This is a genomic window from Egicoccus halophilus (genome assembly GCF_004300825.1).
In the GTDB taxonomy this organism is placed as follows: Bacteria; Actinomycetota; Nitriliruptoria; order Nitriliruptorales; family Nitriliruptoraceae; genus Egicoccus; species Egicoccus halophilus.
In genome coordinates, this window is record NZ_CP036250.1 from 1,283,590 (window position 1) to 1,302,708 (window position 19,119).

The 19,119-nt window shown below is 72.1% G+C and carries 20 protein-coding genes; 12 read left to right on the forward strand and 8 right to left on the reverse strand.

The features are described 5' to 3' along the window. The first annotated feature begins 29 nt into the window (after positions 1-29). The 7 genes from ELR47_RS05740 to ELR47_RS05770 all read left to right on the forward strand — a co-directional run bounded on the left by ELR47_RS05740 (position 30) and on the right by ELR47_RS05770 (position 5,580). On the forward strand, positions 30-1,589 hold the full coding sequence (locus tag ELR47_RS05740; protein WP_229730660.1) for a methyl-accepting chemotaxis protein: 1,560 nt from the start codon (positions 30-32) through the stop codon (positions 1,587-1,589). Positions 1,590-1,788: 199 nt separating this feature from the next. After that, complete coding sequence (locus ELR47_RS05745) at positions 1,789-2,184, forward strand: response regulator (protein WP_130649021.1); 396 nt, start codon at positions 1,789-1,791, stop codon at positions 2,182-2,184. After that, positions 2,181-3,332, forward strand: coding sequence for a protein-glutamate methylesterase/protein-glutamine glutaminase (locus ELR47_RS05750; protein ID WP_130649022.1), 1,152 nt, complete (start codon positions 2,181-2,183; stop codon positions 3,330-3,332). The genes ELR47_RS05745 and ELR47_RS05750 overlap by 4 nt, the downstream gene beginning before the upstream one ends. Further along, positions 3,329-4,168, forward strand: a complete 840-nt coding sequence (locus ELR47_RS05755) for a CheR family methyltransferase (RefSeq protein WP_130649023.1) — start codon at positions 3,329-3,331, stop codon at positions 4,166-4,168. The genes ELR47_RS05750 and ELR47_RS05755 overlap by 4 nt, the downstream gene beginning before the upstream one ends. Positions 4,169-4,204: 36 nt before the next feature. Next, positions 4,205-4,657, forward strand: a complete 453-nt coding sequence (locus ELR47_RS05760; protein WP_130649024.1) for a chemotaxis protein CheX — start codon at positions 4,205-4,207, stop codon at positions 4,655-4,657. A gap of 79 nt (positions 4,658-4,736) precedes the next feature. Next, positions 4,737-5,099, forward strand: coding sequence for a response regulator (locus tag ELR47_RS05765; RefSeq protein ID WP_130649025.1), 363 nt, complete (start codon positions 4,737-4,739; stop codon positions 5,097-5,099). A gap of 1 nt (position 5,100) precedes the next feature. Continuing rightward, positions 5,101-5,580 carry a hypothetical protein gene (locus tag ELR47_RS05770; RefSeq protein WP_130649026.1) on the forward strand — a complete coding sequence of 160 codons (480 nt, stop codon included), beginning with the start codon at positions 5,101-5,103 and terminating at the stop codon, positions 5,578-5,580. 42 nt (positions 5,581-5,622) lie between these two features. Here the strand turns inward: ELR47_RS05770 and ELR47_RS05775 are convergent, their stop codons facing one another. The 3 genes from ELR47_RS05775 to ELR47_RS05785 form a co-directional block, all read right to left on the reverse strand. After that, positions 5,623-7,308, reverse strand: a complete 1,686-nt coding sequence (locus ELR47_RS05775) for a putative bifunctional diguanylate cyclase/phosphodiesterase (RefSeq protein WP_268234468.1) — start codon at positions 7,306-7,308, stop codon at positions 5,623-5,625. Positions 7,309-8,038: 730 nt separating this feature from the next. After that, a complete protein-coding gene (locus ELR47_RS05780) occupies positions 8,039-9,514 on the reverse strand; it encodes an HD domain-containing phosphohydrolase (RefSeq protein WP_130649028.1) in 1,476 nt (491 codons plus the stop codon). Further along, entirely contained in the window at positions 9,514-10,401 is an 888-nt protein-coding gene (locus ELR47_RS05785) for a sigma-70 family RNA polymerase sigma factor (RefSeq protein ID WP_130649029.1), read from the reverse strand. The genes ELR47_RS05780 and ELR47_RS05785 overlap by 1 nt, the downstream gene beginning before the upstream one ends. 293 nt (positions 10,402-10,694) lie before the next feature. Here ELR47_RS05785 and ELR47_RS05790 point away from each other — a divergent pair, with 293 nt between their 5' ends. Next, positions 10,695-11,099 carry a hypothetical protein gene (locus ELR47_RS05790; RefSeq protein ID WP_130649030.1) on the forward strand — a complete coding sequence of 135 codons (405 nt, stop codon included), beginning with the start codon at positions 10,695-10,697 and terminating at the stop codon, positions 11,097-11,099. Between the two features lie 228 nt (positions 11,100-11,327). Here the strand turns inward: ELR47_RS05790 and csrA are convergent, their stop codons facing one another. From csrA to flgN, 5 genes are read right to left on the reverse strand one after another with little or no spacing between them, the layout of a single operon-like run. Then, positions 11,328-11,594, reverse strand: coding sequence for a carbon storage regulator CsrA (csrA, locus tag ELR47_RS19235; protein WP_130649031.1), 267 nt, complete (start codon positions 11,592-11,594; stop codon positions 11,328-11,330). 4 nt (positions 11,595-11,598) lie between these two features. Next, entirely contained in the window at positions 11,599-12,000 is a 402-nt protein-coding gene (gene fliW / locus ELR47_RS05800; RefSeq protein ID WP_165403868.1) for a flagellar assembly protein FliW, read from the reverse strand. A gap of 41 nt (positions 12,001-12,041) precedes the next feature. Next, a complete protein-coding gene (locus ELR47_RS05805) occupies positions 12,042-12,977 on the reverse strand; it encodes a flagellin N-terminal helical domain-containing protein (RefSeq protein ID WP_130649033.1) in 936 nt (311 codons plus the stop codon). A gap of 14 nt (positions 12,978-12,991) precedes the next feature. Continuing rightward, complete coding sequence (gene flgK / locus ELR47_RS05810) at positions 12,992-14,449, reverse strand: flagellar hook-associated protein FlgK (RefSeq protein WP_130649034.1); 1,458 nt, start codon at positions 14,447-14,449, stop codon at positions 12,992-12,994. Beyond that, complete coding sequence (gene flgN / locus ELR47_RS18195) at positions 14,450-14,962, reverse strand: flagellar export chaperone FlgN (protein ID WP_165403869.1); 513 nt, start codon at positions 14,960-14,962, stop codon at positions 14,450-14,452. A gap of 169 nt (positions 14,963-15,131) precedes the next feature. Between flgN and ELR47_RS05820 the strand changes: the two genes are divergently transcribed. From ELR47_RS05820 to ELR47_RS05835, 4 genes are all read left to right on the forward strand, one after another. Then, positions 15,132-15,842, forward strand: a complete 711-nt coding sequence (locus tag ELR47_RS05820; RefSeq protein ID WP_205745469.1) for a C40 family peptidase — start codon at positions 15,132-15,134, stop codon at positions 15,840-15,842. Positions 15,843-16,003: 161 nt separating this feature from the next. Then, entirely contained in the window at positions 16,004-16,702 is a 699-nt protein-coding gene (locus tag ELR47_RS05825; RefSeq protein WP_130649036.1) for a response regulator transcription factor, read from the forward strand. A gap of 71 nt (positions 16,703-16,773) precedes the next feature. Then, complete coding sequence (locus ELR47_RS05830; protein WP_130649037.1) at positions 16,774-17,940, forward strand: hybrid sensor histidine kinase/response regulator; 1,167 nt, start codon at positions 16,774-16,776, stop codon at positions 17,938-17,940. A gap of 114 nt (positions 17,941-18,054) precedes the next feature. Further along, the gene (locus ELR47_RS05835) at positions 18,055-19,047 is read left to right on the forward strand and encodes a flagellin N-terminal helical domain-containing protein (protein ID WP_130649038.1); all 993 of its coding nucleotides are present in this window, start codon (positions 18,055-18,057) and stop codon (positions 19,045-19,047) included. Positions 19,048-19,119: the final 72 nt, after the last annotated feature.

Sequence of the window (19,119 nt, forward strand, 5' to 3'; positions counted from 1 at the left end):
CGTCCCTCGTGTTCGGAAAGGAACTCGCCGTGATCGCTGCCCTGTCCCTGCAGCGCAAGCTGGTTGCCAGCTTCGCGCTCGTCATCGTCCTGTTCGGAGTGCTCAGCTTCTTCACCATCTCCCGCGTGACCTACATCTACGAAGCCGGCGTGGCAAAGGCGCAGGTCCAGACCGACACCCGCGAGGCGGTCGGGGTGCGCCGGCAGATCGTCCAGGCCAATCGCGACACCCTGCGCGGCGTTGTGGCCGCTGAGCGGAGCGAGGTTGATGAGGCTCGGCGCAACCAGCAGATGATGCGCGAAGGCCTCGCCGCAGTGGCCGAACGCCTCGAAGAGCTCAAGGCGAACTCGACCGACGCGCAGGTCGCGCAGATCGACGCGACCATTGCCCTGGCCCAGACCATCGAGCCCGTATGGACTCAGCAGATCGACACGGTGCTCGCCGATGACGAGGCGGGCTTCCAACAGCTGCGCAGCCAAGCGGCGCAACTCGGCGACGAGCTCGTCACCAGCATCGAAGACCTTGTCGCCCTGCAGGACGAACAGCTGTGGGTGGTCGCCGCCGACACGGCCGCGGAGTACCGCGAGACCAAGCTCGCCGTGTACGTCGCCATGGCGGTTGTCGCCGCGGTCGCGCTGGCGCTCGCGCTGTTTGTCGGTCGGAGCATCGCCATGGGGGTCCGTACGAGTTCGGAGCAGGTGGGGGCGTCGGCGGAGGAGTTGGCGGCGGTGTCGGCGCAGGTTGCGGCGGCGAGTGAGGAGACGGCGGCGCAGTCGAACGTGGTGGCGGCTGCTGGTGAGCAGGTCAGCTCCAACGTGCAGACGGTGGCGACGGCGGTGGAGGAGATGTCGGCCAGCGTGCGGGAGATCGCGTCGTCGTCGGCCGAGGCGAGTCGGGTGGCGTCGGAGGCGGTGCGTTCGGCGGAGTTGTCCAACGAGAAGGTGTCGGCGTTGGGGACCTCGTCGGCGGAGATCGGCAAGGTCATCGAGGTGATCACCTCGATCGCGGAGCAGACGAACCTGTTGGCGCTCAACGCCACGATCGAGGCGGCGCGTGCGGGTGAGGCGGGCAAGGGGTTCGCGGTGGTGGCTGGTGAGGTCAAGGAGCTCGCGAACCAGACCGCGAAGGCGACCGAGGAGATCGCGAGTCGGGTGCAGTCGATCCAGAGTGACACCGGGGAGGCGGTGGACGCGATCGGGCAGATCAGTGAGGTGATCGCGCGGATCGCGGACATGCAGAACACGATCGCGTCGGCGGTGGAGGAGCAGACGGCGACGACCAACGAGATCTCGCGCAACGTCAACGAGGCGGCGCGGGGGTCGTCGGAGATCGCGGAGAACATCGTGTCGGTGGCGCGGGCGGCGGGGGACACGTCCGAGGGTGCGGCGCGTACGCAGCAGTCGGCGGCGGAACTCCGCGAGGTGGCCGATGGACTGCAGGCGCTGGTCGAGGGTGCCAGGGCGTCGGCGGCGGGAAGCCGTCCGGTGTCGCGTGGTGGGGACGGTGCGTCGTCGCCGGCCACCGTCCCGGCTGCTCCGGCCGTCCCGGTCCACGACCACCAGCCGGTCGGCAGCAGCTACCTCGGCTGACCGATCACCGCTCGAGACGACGACGCCCGCCGGCCTTCCGGCGGGCGTCGACGCGTTGTGAAGAAGTCGTGTGAGGGGGCCTCGACGGCCTCCCGGAACCCTGTAGCCGGCTTCAGCGGTGCCGATGAGATCGCCAGACACGGGCCGGCCGAGACCGGTGGCCCTGTCGGCGACCGTCGTCCACGGAAAGGCATCCACGGTGCGCGCTCTCGTCATCGACGACTCCCGGGCCACCCGCGCCATCCTGTCGCGCATCCTCCAGTCGCTCGGGTTCTCCACCGCCGACGCCGCCGACGGCCAGCTCGCGCTGACGTGGCTGGCCGACCACGGTCCCGTGGACCTCGCGCTGGTCGACTGGAACATGCCGGTCCTCGACGGGCTGAGTTTCCTCAAGATCGTGCGAGCCAACCCGGCCTACGCGTCGATGAAGCTGCTCATGGTCACCACCGAGTCCGACCTGGACCGGATGATCGCCGCCCTCGAGGCCGGGGCGGACGAGTACGCCATGAAGCCGTTCACGGCCGGGGTGATCCGCGAGAAGCTCGAGCTGCTCGGCATGGAGATGCCCGGTGCGCTCACCGGGGGTGTCGCGTGACCCGTGTCCGCGTGCTCGTCGTCGACGACGCGGTGGTGGTCCGCAAGATCGTGACCGACGCGCTCGCCGAGGATCCCACCATCGAGGTCGTCGGCACCGCGCCCAACGGTCGGATCGCGCTGGCCAAGATCCCCCAGGTCAACCCCGACGTGGTGACCCTCGACGTCGAGATGCCCGAGATGGACGGGCTCGCCACGCTGTCGGCCATTCGCGCCCAGTACCCGCGCCTGCCGGTCATCATGTTCTCGACGCTCACCGAGCGCGGTGCGGCGACGACCATGGAGGCGCTGCTGCGCGGCGCCAACGACTACGTCACCAAGCCCGCCAACGTCGGCTCCGTGGCCGAGGCCCAGCAGCGGGTCAAGGCGGAACTGTTGCCCCGGGTGCACGCGCTGTCCGGCAAGCGACCGGTCGTCATCCCGCCCCCCGCCGCGGCACCCCGGGCACGGCTCTCGCCCGCGCTGCGCGCGACCGGACGGACCACCACCCCGACGCGGGTCGACGCCGTGGTCGTCGGCGTGTCGACCGGGGGACCCAACGCGTTGGCAGCGCTGCTCCCGCAGCTGCCCGCCGACCTGCCGGTTCCCGTCCTCATCGTCCAGCACATGCCGCCGATGTTCACCCGTCTGCTCGCCGACCGGCTCGACGCCACCTGTGCCCTGCGGGTGCGCGAGGCCGGCGACCGCCAGCCCGTGATCCCCGGCCAGGTGCTCATCGCGCCGGGAAACCGTCACCTGACCGTCCAGCGGGTCGGCACCGAGGTACGCACGGCCCTCAACGAGGGCCCCCCCGAGAACTCCTGCCGCCCCGCGGTGGACGTGCTGTTCCGCACGGCCGCCGGGGTGTACGGCCCCAACACCCTCGGGCTCGTGCTGACCGGCATGGGGGCCGACGGCCGCAACGGCAGCGAGCACATCGTCGCCGCGGGCGGTCGTGTCCTGGCCCAGGACGAGGCGAGCAGTGTCGTCTGGGGCATGCCCGGAGCGGTGGCGGCGGCCGGCGTCGCCGACGAGATCCTGCCCCTGCAGGAGCTGGCCGGGGCCATCCGCCGACGCACCGCGGTCGGCCGTTGCGCACCCGAGGCCGGTCGCGTCGCGACCGACCGGCGACCGCCCACCCCGCTGGCTGCGTTCGGAGGACGGCGATGACCACCACCGACACCACGACCCTGACGGCATCGGACCTGACCTACCTGCGGGAGTTGGTCCGACAGCGTTCGGCGATCGTCATCGACGAGTCGAAGAGCTACCTGCTCGAGTCCCGGCTCGCGCCGGTGGCCCGTCGCAACGGCCTCGGTTCGCTGACCGAGCTGGTCGCCCGACTGCGGACCCAGCGCAGCGGTCCACTGCACGACCTGGTCGTCGACGCCATGACCACCAACGAGACCAGCTTCTTCCGGGACCTGCACCCGTGGACGGCGCTGGAGAAGGTGTGGATCCCCGAGCTGGTCCAGAAGCGGGCCGCCCAACGGACGCTGACGTTCTGGAACGCGGCCTGCTCCAGCGGACAGGAGCCGTACTCGCTGGCGATGATGCTGCGCGACCGGTTCCCGCACATCGTCGACAGCTGGAACATCCGCATCATCGCCACGGACCTGTCCGCGGAGATGCTGGGGCGCTCGGCCGCCGGTCGCTACACCCAGCTCGAGGTCAACCGGGGGTTGCCGGCGCCGCTGCTGGTCAAGCACTTCCGACGCGACGGGCAGTACTGGCAGATCCGCGAGCAGCTGCGCGGCATGGTCGAGTTCCGATCGCTCAACCTGGTGTCGACGTGGCCGTTCGTGCCGCAGGTGGACGTCATCTTCCTGCGCAACGTCCTCATCTACTTCGACCTGCCGACCAAGCAGCAGATCCTCGGCAAGGTCCGAGAGGTCCTGCGGCCGGACGGCCTGCTCATGCTCGGCACCGCCGAGACGACCCTCAACGTCGATGACCGCTTCGAGCGGATCACCGTCGATCGCGCCACCGCCTACCGCCCCCGCTGACCCGGGTCGCCCGGCCCCCGAAAGGACCCTTCCGAGATGGACACCGCAACAATCGACCTGCAACAGATCGGCGCCGACATCTGGGCCGCGATCCTCGGCCTGGACCTCAAGCCGTCGCACACGCGCGACCAGCACGATCCCGCCGAGCGGGTCGTCACCGGCTGCGTGCAGATCACCGGCGACTGGTCGGGCGCGGTCACCGTGCAGTGCGCGGAGTCGCTCGCCCGGCAGGCCACCGCGCTGATGTTCGGCTCGGAACCGGACGAGGTCACCGAGGACGAGATCTCCGACACCGTCGGCGAGCTCGCCAACATGACCGGGGGCAACGTCAAGTCCCTGCTCGCCGGGAACTGTCAGCTCTCGCTCCCGGCCGTCACCACCGGCCAGAACTACTCGGTGCACATCCCCAGCGCCCAGGTCGTCGACCGCGTCACCGCCGACTGCGACGGAGAGCTGGTCGTCATGACGATGCTCGAGCGCCGCGCCTGATCCTGCGTCACCCGCACGATCCCAGCAGCTTCCGCCACACCCGCCGTCCCATCCCTCCCGGACAGGAAAGATCCGACCCGTGAAGATCCTCGTAGTCGACGACAGCAAGGCCATGCGCGCCATCGTCAAGCGCGCCCTCTCCAACCTCGACCGCGTCGCCGGGGCCACGATCATCGAGGCCGCCGACGGCAAGGAAGGATTCGACACCGTTCAGGCCGAGAAGCCCGACCTCGTGCTCTCGGACTGGAACATGCCCGAGATGACCGGCATCGAGTTCCTGCAGGCGCTCAACGACGCCGGCGTGGCGGTCACCTTCGGGTTCGTGACCTCCGAGTCGACCCCGGAGATGCACGAGCTCGCCAAGTCCAACGGCGCCAAGTTCCTCGTGAGCAAGCCGTTCACGCCGGAGTCGATCGACCAGGCGCTCGCCGGGGTGATCTGACATGCGGTGTCCGATGCCGGCCCGGGCCTCCTACCGTGATCTGCTGCGCGACCTGCTCGGTCGCTCGGTGACGGTGCGGGGGGCAGGGGCGCAGGAACTGCGTCCCGAACGGCCCTCGTATCTCGCGGGCTACCGCTTCGACGACGGCAAGGCCGCCGCGGTCGCCGTCGCCGATCTCGACCTGGCGGCGGCCATGGCGGCGTCGATCGCGATGCTGCCACCGATGGAGACCCGTACCCAGGTGCAGGAGGCCGGCGAACTCGACGAGGAACTGCTGGAGTTCCTCCACGAGGTCGTCAACGTGGCGGCCAAGCTGATGAACAGTCCGACCACCCCCCACGTCGTGTTCCGCGAGCTGGTGCCCGTGCCCGGCGAGGTCGCCGAGGACCTCGTGTCGATCGCCCGCGAACCCAGCCGGCGCCAGGACTGGCACGTGACCGTCGACGGCTACGGCGAGGGCCTGCTCACCCTGCTCGGTTGACGTCGGGTGCCGCGCGTGCGGTACCCGACGTCGATCGGCGGGTCACCCCGACCCGGCCCGTTCGCCCGGGCATCCGCCGTGTCCGTGGCGGCCGGCCCGCAGCCAGGACGCGATCACCTCGGCGGTGTCGGGGCGGTGGATCGCGAAGCCCTGGGCGACGTCGCAACCGAGCTCGGTGAGCCGGTCGCGGATGGCCGCGGACTCGACCCCCTCGGCCACCACCCGCTGGCCGAGCGCGTGGGCGAGCGCGATCGTCGACGCCACGATCGCCTCGGCGTCCCGGTCACCGAGCAGGTCGAAGGTGAAGGAGCGGTCGAGCTTCAGCTCGTCGACCTTCAGCCGGCGCAGGTAGCCGATCGAGGCGTATCCGCTGCCGAAGTCGTCGATGGCCAGCTGCACGCCGAGCCGTCGCAGCCGCCGCAGGACGGCGTCGAGGTCGTCGCTCTCCTCGGCGAAGACGGTCTCGGTCACCTCCAGGGTCACCGACGCCGGCGGGATCGCGCAGTCCTCGATCGTCGCACGGACGAGCGCGACGAACCCGGGATCGATCAGCACCGACGGGGAGACGTTCACCGCCACCCCGACGTCGAGCCCCTCGTCACGCCAGCGCGCGATCTGCCGGCAGGCCTCGTCGAGCACCCGGCTCGTGAGCGCGTTCTGCAGGCCGTACTGCTCGGCCAGCGGGACGAACTCCACCGGGGAGACCTCCTGGCCGTCGCGGTCGCGCCAGCGGGCCAGGCCCTCGACGGCGGACACTCCACCGGTGCGCAGGTCGAGCTTGGGTTGGTAGACGAGCGTCGGTCCGTGCTCGCCCTGCAGCGCCTCGCGCAACTGGGCGACGAGCTGGAGGCGGCGGGCCGCGCGGACCTCGTCGCTGGGCCGGTAGGTGTGCCAGGTCCCGCTTTGGGCCTTGGCCCGGTACATGGCCGCGTCGGCCCGTCGCAGCAGCGTCTCCGGGTCGACACCGTGCTCGGGGGTCCGGGAGACGCCGACACTGCCTCCGATGCTGAGCTCGAGGTCGCCGAGACGGAAGGGGGGCTCGAGGGCGGTGAGCAGCTCGCCGGCCACCTGCTCGCCGCTGTCGCCCGGTACGACCGCCGCGAACTCGTCGCCGCCGAGCCGGACCACCAGTACCCCGTCGGGCAGCGTCCGTCGCAGCCGGTCGGCGACCTCGACCAGGACGTCGTCGCCGACCGAGTGCCCGAACGTGTCGTTGACGTCCTTGAAGCCGTCGAGATCGAGCAGGAGCAGGCTCGCCGGCCGTCGGGCCGCGGTCGTCTCGGCCAGCCGCTCGCGCAGTACCGCACGGTTGTGCAGTCCGGTGAGCCCGTCGTGCTGGGCCCGGTAGCGCAGCTGGTCCTCGGCCGCATGGCGAGCGGTCACGTCCCGGACGACCCCGATGGCCCGGTCCTCGTCGACCACGCGGGCCTGCGCCTCGAGCCACCGGATCGAGCCGTCGTCGAGCACCACCCGGTACTCGTAGGTGACACCGCCGCGTCGCGCGAGCCAGGCGCGCGCACCGTCCCGGTCGTCGGGATGCAGGCAGGCCAGCGCCGTCGACAGCCGGCCGTCGAACGCGCCGGGAGCGAGACCGTGCAGCTCCTGCATGCGCGGAGACCAGGTGGCCGACCCGGCGGCTGGTGTCGGACTCGAAGGTGCCCATGCCCGCGGCCGCGAGTGCCAGCCGGTGCAGGCGTTCGCTGGCGGCGAGCTCCGCGTCCGCCGCAGCGGCCCGACGACGGTCCTCGGCTGCGCGTGCCCGGGCGTACGACGCCCGCCGCGAGCGGACGATCTCGAGCGCGATGAGCGGCGGCGCCAGCCAGTAGCCGGTCAGCAGTTCGGCGACCGGTTCGTCCTCGACCAGGAAGGACACCAGCAGCACGGCGAACCCGGCGAGCACACCGCCGGCGGTGAGCAGGGTCTCGGCCCGGTCACCGCTCCAGGTCGCGGTCACCCAGACCAGGTAGCCGGCGACCCCGCCGATGAGCGGGACGGCGCTGGCGAACACCCAGGGGCCGTACACGGGATAACCACTGGCGTCGAGCTGGTGGGCGAAGACGAGGTCGGTGCCGATCCACAGCCCGAGCCGCAGCACGGCGGCCGCGACGAGCACCGCCAGCAGCCGCCGGGGGATCGGCCGGCCGCGAGCGCCGCCAACGCCGGCACGGCACAGATCGCCGCCGTCGCGAGCAGCGCGGCCCGGATGGTGATGGCGGCCGGGACGAGGGCGGTCGGCAGCTCGAAGGTGATCGCGTTGACGGCCAACGCGAGCGCGAGCACCCCGGCCCACCAGCCCATCCACCGTGTTCGACGTCGCGCTCACGGCCGAGGCGGGTGTAGCCGATGGCCAACTTCGCCGCCATGCCGGCCAACAGCAGCTGGCCGGCGAAGAGCGGACGCACCAGGTCCATGGACCCCCGGGTCGGCAGGGACGGGCAGTATGGCCCGCCGGCCGGGGTCAGCCCAGTCGCGCGTGCAGCAGTGCGGTCAGGTTGTCCAGCGCGGTGTCCACCAGTTCGGGGTCCAGCTCGGTACCGCTGCGCTCGGCCAGCCGTGAGGCCAGCGTCGCGCTGCTGGCGCCCTCGGCGGTGATCTCGTCGATGGCGTGGGCGACCGCCAGCAGACGGGCCGCATCGGGGATGTCGGTGCTGCGGATGCCTTCGGGGAAGCCGTTGCCGTCCCAGCGCTCGCGCTGCGACTGCACGGCGGCGGCCACGGCGGCGCCGGCCGTCAGGCGCAACATGCTGGCCGAGCGGGTCGGGAAGGTCCGCCAGGCCTCGAGCAGTTCACCGGTGAGTTCACCGGGGCCGCCGACGGCAGCGGTGGGCAGTCCGGCGCGACCGACGTCGTGGAGGTGCCCGGCCAGCCGAGCCCGGGCGACGGCGCCCGGGGACCAGCCACGTAGGCGGGCCAGTTCGGCGGAGACGCGACCGACACGCTCACCGTGGCCGCGCCCCTCGGGCAACAGCGGCTCGACCTGGTCGAGCATGCGGACGACGACCTCGAGCTCCGTGGTCGTGGACACGCCCAGGGAGAGATCCTCGGCCCCGAGCACGCCGGTGCTGCCGTCGGCGACGGCGACCTCGACGGCGCGGCGGGCGAGCTCGAGCAGCTGTTCGGGGTCGGTGGTCGACTCCGGTCCGGCGTGGCCGATCACCGCGCGCAGGGGCAGCCCGCGATCGCGGAAGGTGCTCACGATCTCGCCAATCTGGCGCCCGAGCCGCTGCATGTCGTGGGGGCTCAGCGTCGGGCCGACGAGTCCGAACTCGCCGTGGCTGGTGGCGTAGAGCTCGCTGCGCGTGGTCGTGACCAGGTGCGAGAGTGCCGTGGCCAGCCGTCGCCGCTGCACGGCGACGACCGGGTCGGCCTCCGGGGTGCTCCAGCGGTCGGAGAGGATCTTCACGAACGCGACCCGCGGTTCGTCGTCGGCGTCACCGAGGGTGGCGATGCGGCGTTCGAACGTGCCGCGGTCGAGCAGCCCGGTGGCCGGGTCGAGTCCTCGGCTGCTCGCACTGTCGGAGCCGAAGCGTCGCTCGTACGAGGTCAGCAGGGTGTTGGGGGAGCGGTCGGGGTTGACCAGACCGAGCAGGGCCTCCTCGTTGCCCTCGCCGACGATCGCGTCGGCGCCGGCCTCGACCAGCTGCACCGCGAGCCGTTCGGCGCCGGTGTGGGCCAGCACGATCGTGGGCCGGCCCACCTCGGCGAGCTGTCGTTCGGCGGCGGCGAGCTCGTCGGGTGCGAGACGCGTCGAGAGCACGATCGCATCGACGGCGGCGTCGTCGTCCTCGACCAGCACGGTCCCCACGGAGGTGAGCCGTCCCCTGGCGCTGTCGGGGACCCCGAGGCAGCGCAGGCGCAGTTCGGTGGTGGGGGGCGCGGGATGTCCCAGCTCGTCGAGCCGGACGAGCGGGACGTCGATCTCGACGGCCGGCATCAGGCGAAGGACGTGGTGAGGTCGGCGGCGTCGTCGCCGGTGAGGCGGGTGCGCCAGGTGGTGTTGGTCGAGACCTGGGCGACGTAGGCGGCACGGCGGCGCTTGCCCGGGGCGTCGGCGGGCACGGTGGGCACGTTGTCGTAGGCGGTCCCGAAGTAGGCCTGCAGCGCGTGCAGGGCCTCGTGACGCAGCTGCGACGCGCGGGCCTCGGTCACCCCGAGGTCGTCGGCGATGTCGCGCAGCAACCGGCCCTCGAAGTGGTGCTCGACCAGGACCTTGCGGGGCAGCTCGGGCAGGTGCGCGATCGCGGTGCGCAGCGTGCCGACGAGCTCGTTGTGCTCCAGCGCGGCCTCGGGCAGCCACGCGGTGTCCTGCTCGACCAGCCGGTCACCGAGCACCCCGCCCGACTCGTCCTCACGCACCGGACGGTCCAGCGTCAGCAGCGTGGAGGTCACCGCGGCCGCCCGTCGCGAGCGGACCGCGGACTCGTCGGTGCCCATCGCCTCGGCGATCTCGGCGTCGTCGGGACGGCGCTGCAGCTTCTCCTCGAGCTCGGCCTGGGTCGACTCGATCGTGCGCAGGTCACGACGCAGCCGCCGGGTCGCCCAGTCACGCGAGCGGGTCGCGTCGAGCACCGCACCACGGATGCGGATCGCGGCGTAGCGGCCGAAGGGCACCCCGGTGGAGGGGTCGTAGCGGTGGGCGGCGTCGACCAGACCGGCCGCGCCGGCGCCACGCAGCTCGTCGCGGTCGACGTGGCGCGGGAAGCGGGCCGAGAGCTGGTTGACCACGTGGCCGACCAGGTAGAGGTGCTCCTCGACCAGCGCGTTGACGTCGACGGCGGTGGACACGCCCGTGGCGGTCGCGGTGGCGGTGGCGGTGGTCATCGGCTCTGCGGCTCCTGCGAAAAAGTGGCCCCGGTGGGTACGGGGACAGCTTCGGCCGTCGGAGCCAGCGACCGGAGTCGCCTTCACGCCGCCTTCACAGCCGCCGCCGGCAGCTTCCCGGCGACTTCACAACGTGGCAGTTTGACCACTATGCGTGACGAGTCGTCGGGTGTGTCGGTCGCGTTCCGTGGTCATCGGCCGTTCGGCCCCCGGGGATAGGGCTTCAGACCCTCGGTGCGTCGCCGACGGGAAGGGAGCGGAGTTCCACTCCATGGAAAGAAGGTCCTGTTCCCGTGTACGACCAGCTCGTCACCCTCCTGCACCGCCAGGCCACGGCCCTCGAGGCCGTCGAATCGCGGCTGCGTGCGCTCGAACTGCTCGTGGTCGCCGACGAGGAGCGATTCCTCGTCCAGGCGATGGAGGACCTCGAACAGGCTGCGGAACGCCTGGCCGCACTCGAACTCGGCCGTACGTTGGTCCTCGCGACCGCGGGACTTCCCGTGGACGCCTCGGCCACCGAGCTCGCGGGTGCCGTCGACCCCGACACCCACGCGCTGTTCACCGACGTCGTCGTGCGGCTGCGCACGGCCACGAACGGCGTCGCCGACGCCCGCGCGCGTGCCGCCGCCGTGTTGGGGGCAGCCGCCGAGGACGTGCGTCAGCGACTCGCCGCCGCCGAGGCCGCCGTCATCGTCTGAGCGCTCGACCGCGACGACACACGAACGCACCGGCCCGAGCGGGCCGGTGCGTTCTGGTGCCGGGCCGCCTCACGGCCGCCTCGTGGCCGCCAGGCGCTCGGTCGACGTCAGCCGGGGGAGTCCGAGGCCCCGTTCCCGGGTGCGGCGCTCCGCGGCAGCGCGTCCGGCGGGCGCCCAATGCCTCGAGGACCCGTGCGAGCGCACGGGTCTTCGAGGGCACGTCGGCGTCTAGCCCGGCGGCTTGGGCGGTCCGTCGTCGGGACGGCGGGCCGCCTGGGGCATGCGGGCGACGAGTCGGCGGGCGCGGTCGGCGGTGTCGGCAGCGCGTGCGTTCTCCTCCTGCAGCGCCTGCCACACCTCCTCGCGGTGCACCTGCACCTCACGCGGGGCGTCGACCCCGATGCGCACCTGGTCGCCACGCACCTCGAGCACGGTGATGGTGACCTGGTTGCCGATCACGATGGACTCGCCGATCCGGCGAGAGAGTACGAGCACCCGCTCAGCCTCCTGCTGTGACGGTGGCTCGCAACGGTAGCCCGGTGTCCTCCAACACGACTTGCCGTGCGGCCAGGGTGCGGGCGTTGAGGACGAAGGGGGCCCGCAGGTTGAGGTGCAGCGCCTCGGTCTCGTCGTCGGCGATGACGGTGCAGAACAGCACCGCCTCCTCCGGACGGTCGATGCCCAGCACGACCTGGTCGCCGACCGGCAGTTCGGGGGTGTAGTCGGGGAAGAACAACCACGGCGAGGCGACCACGAGCGCCAGCGACGGGTCCTCGACGTTGGTCAGCAGCTGGAAGGTGCCGTCGTCGGTGAGGTCGGACAGGACGAAACGGAGGGCGGTGGGGAAGCCCGGGATCCCGTCGCGGAAACGCAGGACCCGGGGCTCGTCCGGCACGCTCACGGGCACTCCTTCGGCACGGGCGGGGAGGGTGGCGGAGGCACTCATCGCAGGAACGCCACCAGCGACGGCGGCAGCGCCTTCGCCAATGCCTGCAGGGTTGCCTCGTAGGCGACCTGTTGCACCTGAAGTTCCATGATTCCTTGGGCCATGTCGATGTTCTCCACCTGCGACAGCTCGCTGCGCAGGGTCAGTTGCAGGTCCAGTGCCCGGGCCCGGGCGGACTCGACCCGGTTGGTCGCGGCACCGATCTGCGCGAGGGTGTCCGTCACCTTGACGGTGGCGGTCTGGATGAGGGCGAGGGACTCGCCGACCACGGCGGGGTCGTCGCCGGTCTCGAGTTCGGTGGCGAGTCGCTCGAGGAAGTTCAGCAGCTGCGGACCCTGGACCGGAGCGCCCTGGTCGTCGGTGCCGACGACCTCGGTGCCCAGCCACTCGGCCGCGGTCACGTTGATGCGGACCTGCTCGCTGTCGCTGACCCGCCGCGTGATCTGGTCGGGCTCGCCGGCCTGACGGGCGTCGGGGAACTGCCAGGCGCCGTCGACCCTGCGGACCTGCTCACCGGTCCCGAAACCGCCGAACAACGGACGGTCGAGGTGCGTGGTGCTGGCCATGCCGGCCAGCTCCTCGGTGATCTGCCGGATCTCGGCCGCCAGCGCCCTGCGGACGTTGTCGTCCTGGTCGCTGGCACCCTGGGTCGCGAGGTCACGGACGCGGGCGAGCCGTGTGGTGACCGTCTGCAGATGGGTGTCGGCCGTGTCCAGCCAGCCGCGGGCGTCGGAGATGTTCGCCAACTCCTGCTCGCGGCCCTGCAGCGACGACTGCAACGACAGGGCGCGGCGGGTGCCGGCCGGGTCGTCGGAGGGCTGCAGGATCCGGCGGCCGGTGGCCAACTCGGTCTGGGAGCGCTCGTAGAGCGCCAGCCGCGACTGGAGCCGGTCGACCGACCGCAGCACCATCGCCTCGCTGGTGATTCGCATGACAGGGGTCCTCCTCAGCGACCGACGATGCCGGTGCGGTTGATCAACACGTCCAGGGCCTCGTCGACCGCGGTCATGACCCGGCTGGCCGCCTCCAGCGAACGCTGGTAGCGCACGAGCCCGACCATCTCCTCGTCGAGGCTGACCCCGTGCTCCTGCAGCCGGGCGAGCTCCGCCCCGACCGAGACGGCGCGGGCCCCGTCGGCCGCGCCCTTGGCGGCGCGGACGTCGGCGGCCAGTCCGACGACCAGGTCGGCGAGCCGGTTCTCGAGGCTGCTGCCACCGGCGGTCGGGTTGCCGTCCGCGTCGAGCCTGGCCGTGCGCAGATCCGCGAACAGCCGCGCGTTGCGGCCGTCGTTGGGGGCCGGGGCCAGCGAGGGGTCGTGGACCCCGTCGGTGGTCGGCAGGGCGCCGGCGGCGAGGTGACCGACGCCGACCCCGTCGGCGAGCCGGACGCTGGCCGCGGCGTTGCCGGGCTCGAACGTCATCAGCACGTCGCCGGGCCGGGATCCGCCGTCACCGTCGGCGACGGCGCCGCCGGCGTTGACCCCGTTCACCGCGGCGACGAAGGCCTCGGTGAAGGCGTCGAGTTCCCGGCGCCACTGCGGCAGGTCGGCGCTGAGCACCTGGTGGAGTCCACCGATCTCGCCGCCGGCCGCCACCACGGGCGCGCCGTCGGCATCGGTCGCGTCGAGGGTGACCACGGCGATCGACCCGGCGTCGGCGTCGACGAACAGCTTGGCGCGCTCGCCGGTGCGCAGCAGGTCGACGGGCTGGCCGTCGGCACCGGGCACGGTCACCAGCGCACGGCCCTCGGTGTCGATGCGCACCTCGCCGCCGGTCAGGCGCGCGACCTCGTCGAGCAGCAGGTCACGCTGGTCGTACAGGTCGGGTCCGACCCGTGTCGGGTCGGTGTCGGCGATGCGCTGGTCGAGAGCGGCGAGCGACTCGAGCGTCTTGTTCACCATCGCCACCTGGGTGTCGCGTCGGGAGGTGACGTCGGCCTCCAGCGCGTCCCAGGCGGCGGCGGTCGAGCGCAGCGTGTCGGACACCGAGGACAGCTCGCTGAGCACCTGACGGCGCGTCGCGGGGTCGGCCGGGTTGTTGGCCCACGACTCCGCCGCCTCCCACAGCCGGGTCAGGCGGGTCGAGACCCCCTGCTGGGGCTCACCGGTCAGCTGCTCGAGCCGACCGAGCAGGTCGCCGCGCACCGACGAGGCCGCGTGGTCGGCGACCGCGGTGCGGAAGCGCGCGTCGAGGAACCCGTCGCGCAGCCGGCCGATCGTGGTGACGTCGACGCCCGTGCCGATGTTGGCCCCGGGCGCCTGGTAGGTCGGACGCGCGGCGAGCTCGACCCGCTGGCGCGTGTAGCCGGGCGTGGCGGCGTTGGCCACGTTGTGGCTCGTGATGTCGATGCCGACCTGGGCGGCGCGGACGCCGCTGAGACCGGTGTAGAGGCCGACGAAGGACACTTAGAACACCTCCCGCAGCCGGCGCCCGACGCCGGTGGTGGCGTCGAGTTGTCCGGATGCGTCGTAGGTCGATGCCACCGGGAGCTGGGGCCCGGTGAGGTGGTCGAGTTGGTCGGCGACCATCTGCAGGTCGCCCTGGGCGAGGACGCGGTTCTCCCGGGCGACGTGGTCGATCTCCGCCGCCAACGCCCGGAACGCGCCGGCGTGGTCGGCGAAGGTGTGGTCGAACGGTGGCGGGGCCAGCCGGGCCAGCTCCGCCAGCGTGAGCAGCAGCGGGTCGGTGCCCCACAGGCCGGCCAGCACCCGCAACGCCTCGTCGCGGCGGTACTCGTCCTGGCGCAGCGCGTCGACCGCCGTCTCGACCTCGGCCAGGGCCTGGGCCACGAAGCGGCGTTCGTCCGCGGCGAGCAACAGCCGGGTCACCGTGAGCTTGAACAACAGGTGGGTGACCACCTGCCGCTCTTCCCAGAGGCAGTGGCTGAGGTCTTCGAGGGCACGTCGGTCTCGTCTCATGCCGGCAGCCGTCGGCCGCCGGGGCGCCGGCTTGAGGACTTCGCCCTCGGTCGCCGTGCACGTGTCCCACCCGTCCGGGCGCCGGGCCGAGCGTCGTGCGCACGTCGGGCAGGGGTCGGTTGGGCCGTCGGGTTGCACGCCGACGGGCAGGGGACGAGGAGGTCCACGCGTGCCCGTATCTGCACTCCAACCGTCCGTCGGTCCTGCACCGGCGGCTGCCCCCGGGACCAACGGCGTTCCCCCCGCGGGGTTCGCCGCGGCCCTGCAGGCGGCCACGTCCCGGTTCGACCCGACCCGGTTGCCGACCGTCTCGCTCGGAACCATGGTGTCCGCACTCGCCGACGCCGACGCGGACCAGGTCGCGCAGACGATCGCGGCCGCCAGCGTCGTCGAGCTCCCTCCGGCCCCCATCGGCGCCGGTGCGTCGCCCGCCACCCCGGTCGGTGCGTCGCCCGCCACCCCGGCCGTCGGCGGCGTCGCGGCGGCCCGACCGGTCGGCAACGTCGCGGCTGCGGACGGATCGGCCGGCGCGCGGGTCCTGGCCGCGAGCGAGCGCTATCTCGGCGTCCCCTACCGTTGGGGCGGGACGAGCCCGAACGGACTCGACTGTTCCGGCTTCGTGCAGCGCACGTTCGGCGACCTCGGGGTGAAACTGCCCCGCGTCAGCGTGGACCAGTCGAAGGCCGGACGACCGATCGCCAGTCTCGCCGAGGCCCGACCCGGCGACCTGGTGTTCTGGTACGGCGAAGGCAACCGACCCAACCACATCGGCATCTACGCGGGTGGCAACAAGATGATCCACGCCCCACGCACCGGTGACGTGGTCAAGTACGCCGAGATGACCCGCGGCACACCGCACGCCATCCGCCGCGTGATCTGATCTCCCGCCCCTGCCCCTGCCCCTGCCCCCGCCCCCGCCCCCGCCTCCGCCCCGCCCCGTGCCGTGGCCCTGACCGCGCGCCGGCACCGCGGACCGTGCCCACGCGGAGTGCGCCCTCTACGCTGCGGCACGGTCTAGTTCCGGCGGCAGGGGCACGCGACGTGGCGAAGGTTCTCGCGGTCGACGACGAACCGCAGATCCTGACCGCGTTGGGACGCGGCCTCACCCGTGCCGGTCACGACGTGATCGTGGCCCGCAACGGCGAGGACGGCCTGGCGGCTGCGGCGGCCGCCTCACCCGACGTCGTGCTGCTCGACCTGCGGCTGCCCGACCTCGACGGGATCGAGGTCGTCAAACGTCTGCGGGCCTGGACCGCGGTCCCGATCGTGCTGTTGTCGGGTTCGGGCAGCGAGCGTGCCCGCGTCCTGGCGCTCGACGCCGGGGCGGACGACTTCATCGACAAGCCGTTCTCCATGGAGGAGCTGCGCGCGCGGCTCGGGGCGATCCTGCGTCGGTCCGGCACGGCCGCGGTCACCGCCATCGAGCAGCCGACGGTGCAGGTGGGCGACCTCGCCGTCGACCTCTCCGCCCGGCGGGTTCGGGTCGCCGGCGAGGAGGTGCGCCTGACCCCGCTGCAGTGGAAGCTGCTCGAGGTGCTGGTCGCCAACCCGGGCAAACTGCTCACCTACCGCGACATCATCGCGGCGGTGTGGTCGGACAAGCACGGTGACGAGGCCCGCGACAGCCTGCGGGTCCACCTGCGCGCGCTGCGACAGAAGCTCGGCGACGACGCCAGCGCACCTCGCTACGTCGCGACCGAGGCCGGGGTCGGCTACCGGTGGTTGGGCTCGGACGAGTGAGCCCGACCGGCGCCGGCCAGCACGAGCCCATCGCCGGAACGTCGCGGTGGGACGACGAACGGACCGGGGTGGTGCAGGAGCGCGCCCGGCTGTCCGAGCAGCTGGCGCAGGCCCAGCGGCTCGATCTCGCCGGCAGGCTCGCCGGCGGCGTCGCGCACGACCTGAAGAACCTGATCACGGTGTTGAGCTCGTACCTGGACCTGGCGAGCGGATCGGTGCAGGACCTGGCGCCCCGGGTCGGCGACGGGCCGGTCGAGACGATCCTCGACGACCTCGACCAGATCCGGCAGGCCGTCGACCGGACCGAGGCGCTGGCGCGCAAGCTGATGGAGTTCGCCGGCGGTGACGGTGCCACCGAGCCGGTCGACCTGCACCGCGCCGTCGCGTCCGTGCACGCCCGGCTCGCTCCCGCACTGGCCGAGGGGGTGACGGTGGAGCTCGACCTGCCCGACGACCTTCCCGCCGTGCGGGTGGACACGGACGGTCTGGAGCAGGCGTTGGAGCAGCTCCTGCGCAACAGCAACGACGCGCTGCCCGAGGGCGGCACCATCGTCGTGCGGGCCCGGGTCACCGACACTGCGGCGCCGGGCGGGTTCACCTCCGGTCCGCGGCCGCCGCTGGACGCGGGTCGTCGTCACGTGCGTCTCGCGGTCCTCGACGACGGCACCGGCATGGAGGACGAGACGCTCACCCGCGCGTTCGAACCGCTGTTCTCGACCAAGCCCGGCGCCCGCGGTAGCGGACTGGGTCTGCCCACGGTGCTCAGCTTCGTGCAGCAGATCGACGGGATGATCGACGTCCACTCCGTGCCGGGCGAGGGGACGACCATCGCGCTCGCGTTGCCCGTCGCCACCGACGACGTCGACGTCGACGAGCGCCCCGTCGGGGACGGTGCCGGGCGGCTGGTGGTGCTCGTGGACCCCAACGAACGTGCCCGCCGCCTGGTCACCGAGATGCTGGCCACGGCCGGGCACCGGGTGCTGGCCTGCGCCGACGGCGAGACGGGCCTGCGGTTGCTGGAGCAGCAGGGCGGTGACGTGCTGGTCGCCGAGCTCGCCCTGCCCGGTCTGCCGGGGTGGCGTCTGGTGGAGCGGGCCCGCGCAAGCCGGCCCCGGTTGCCCGTGCTGCTGTTCACCTCCGGGCAGGCACCGACGCGCACCACCGCCGACGTGCGCATGCTCGTCAAACCCTTCAGCAGCGAACGGCTGCTCCAGACCCTCGACGAGCTCGCGCCCTGAGCCGCAGAACTTTTTTCGACCCGGTGCTTCAGGGGTCCGGGCGGTGAGCCGATGGAAGCAGCACGCCGGCAAGAGCCGGCAACCGAAGGGCCAAGACACGGAGGTCGAGCCCACATGCGCATCAACCAGAACATCGCCGCGTTCAACGCGTACCGCAACCTGTCGGAGACGCAGGGTTCGCAGGCCAAGTCGCTGGAGAAGCTGTCCAGCGGGTTCCGCATCAACCGCGCCGCCGACGACGCGTCGGGTCTCGTCAACAGCGAGAACCTGCGCAGCCAGATCGGTGGCCTGAAGGTCGCCACGCGCAACGCCCAGGACGCGATCAGCCTCGTGCAGACCGCCGAGGGCGCGCAGACCGAGGTCCACTCGATCCTGCAGCGCATGCGTGACCTGGTCGTCCAGTCCGCCAACACCGGTACCAACGACGAGACCTCGCTCCAGGCCAACCAGGGCGAGATCTCGGCGCTGCGCGAAGAGCTCGACCGGATCGCCGAGCAGACGCAGTTCGGGACCAAGAAGATCCTGAACGGCGGCAAGGAAGGCCAGGAGTTCAAGTTCCAGGTCGGTGCCAACTCCGGCCAGAACACCTCGGTCACCATCAAGGGCGTGAGCTCGGAGGACCTGGGCCTCGACAAGTTCACCGTCGTCCCCGCGACCGCCACGACGCCGCCTGCCGGTGGCGCTGGTGCCGTCGAAGGGGGCGAGGGTGGCGAAGAGGTCGAGGGTGGCGAAGAGGTCGAGGGTGCCGAGACCGCAGACGGTGGCGAGGGCACGGAGGGCGCTCCGGAGGCCGGTGGCGCTGCTGGCGCTGCTGCTCCGACGGCTGGCGACACCGACGCCTTCCTGGACGCGCTCGACGACGCCATCGTGAACGTGTCGACCAACCGTGCGGAGCTGGGTGCCTTCCAGAACCGCATGGAGAGCACCATCCGCAACGTCTCGGTCGCCGTGGAGAACCTCTCCGCCGCCGAGTCCCGCATCCGCGACACCGACATGGCGCAGGAGATGGTGAGCTTCACCCGCTCGCAGATCCTGTCGCAGGCCGGCACCGCGATGCTGGCGCAGGCGAACCAGGTGCCCCAGGGCGTCCTGTCCCTGCTCCGCTGATCCACCGCAACACCTCCAGGGGTGGCGCTCCCGAGCGATCGGGGCGCCACCCCTCGGCATACCCGCTCCAGG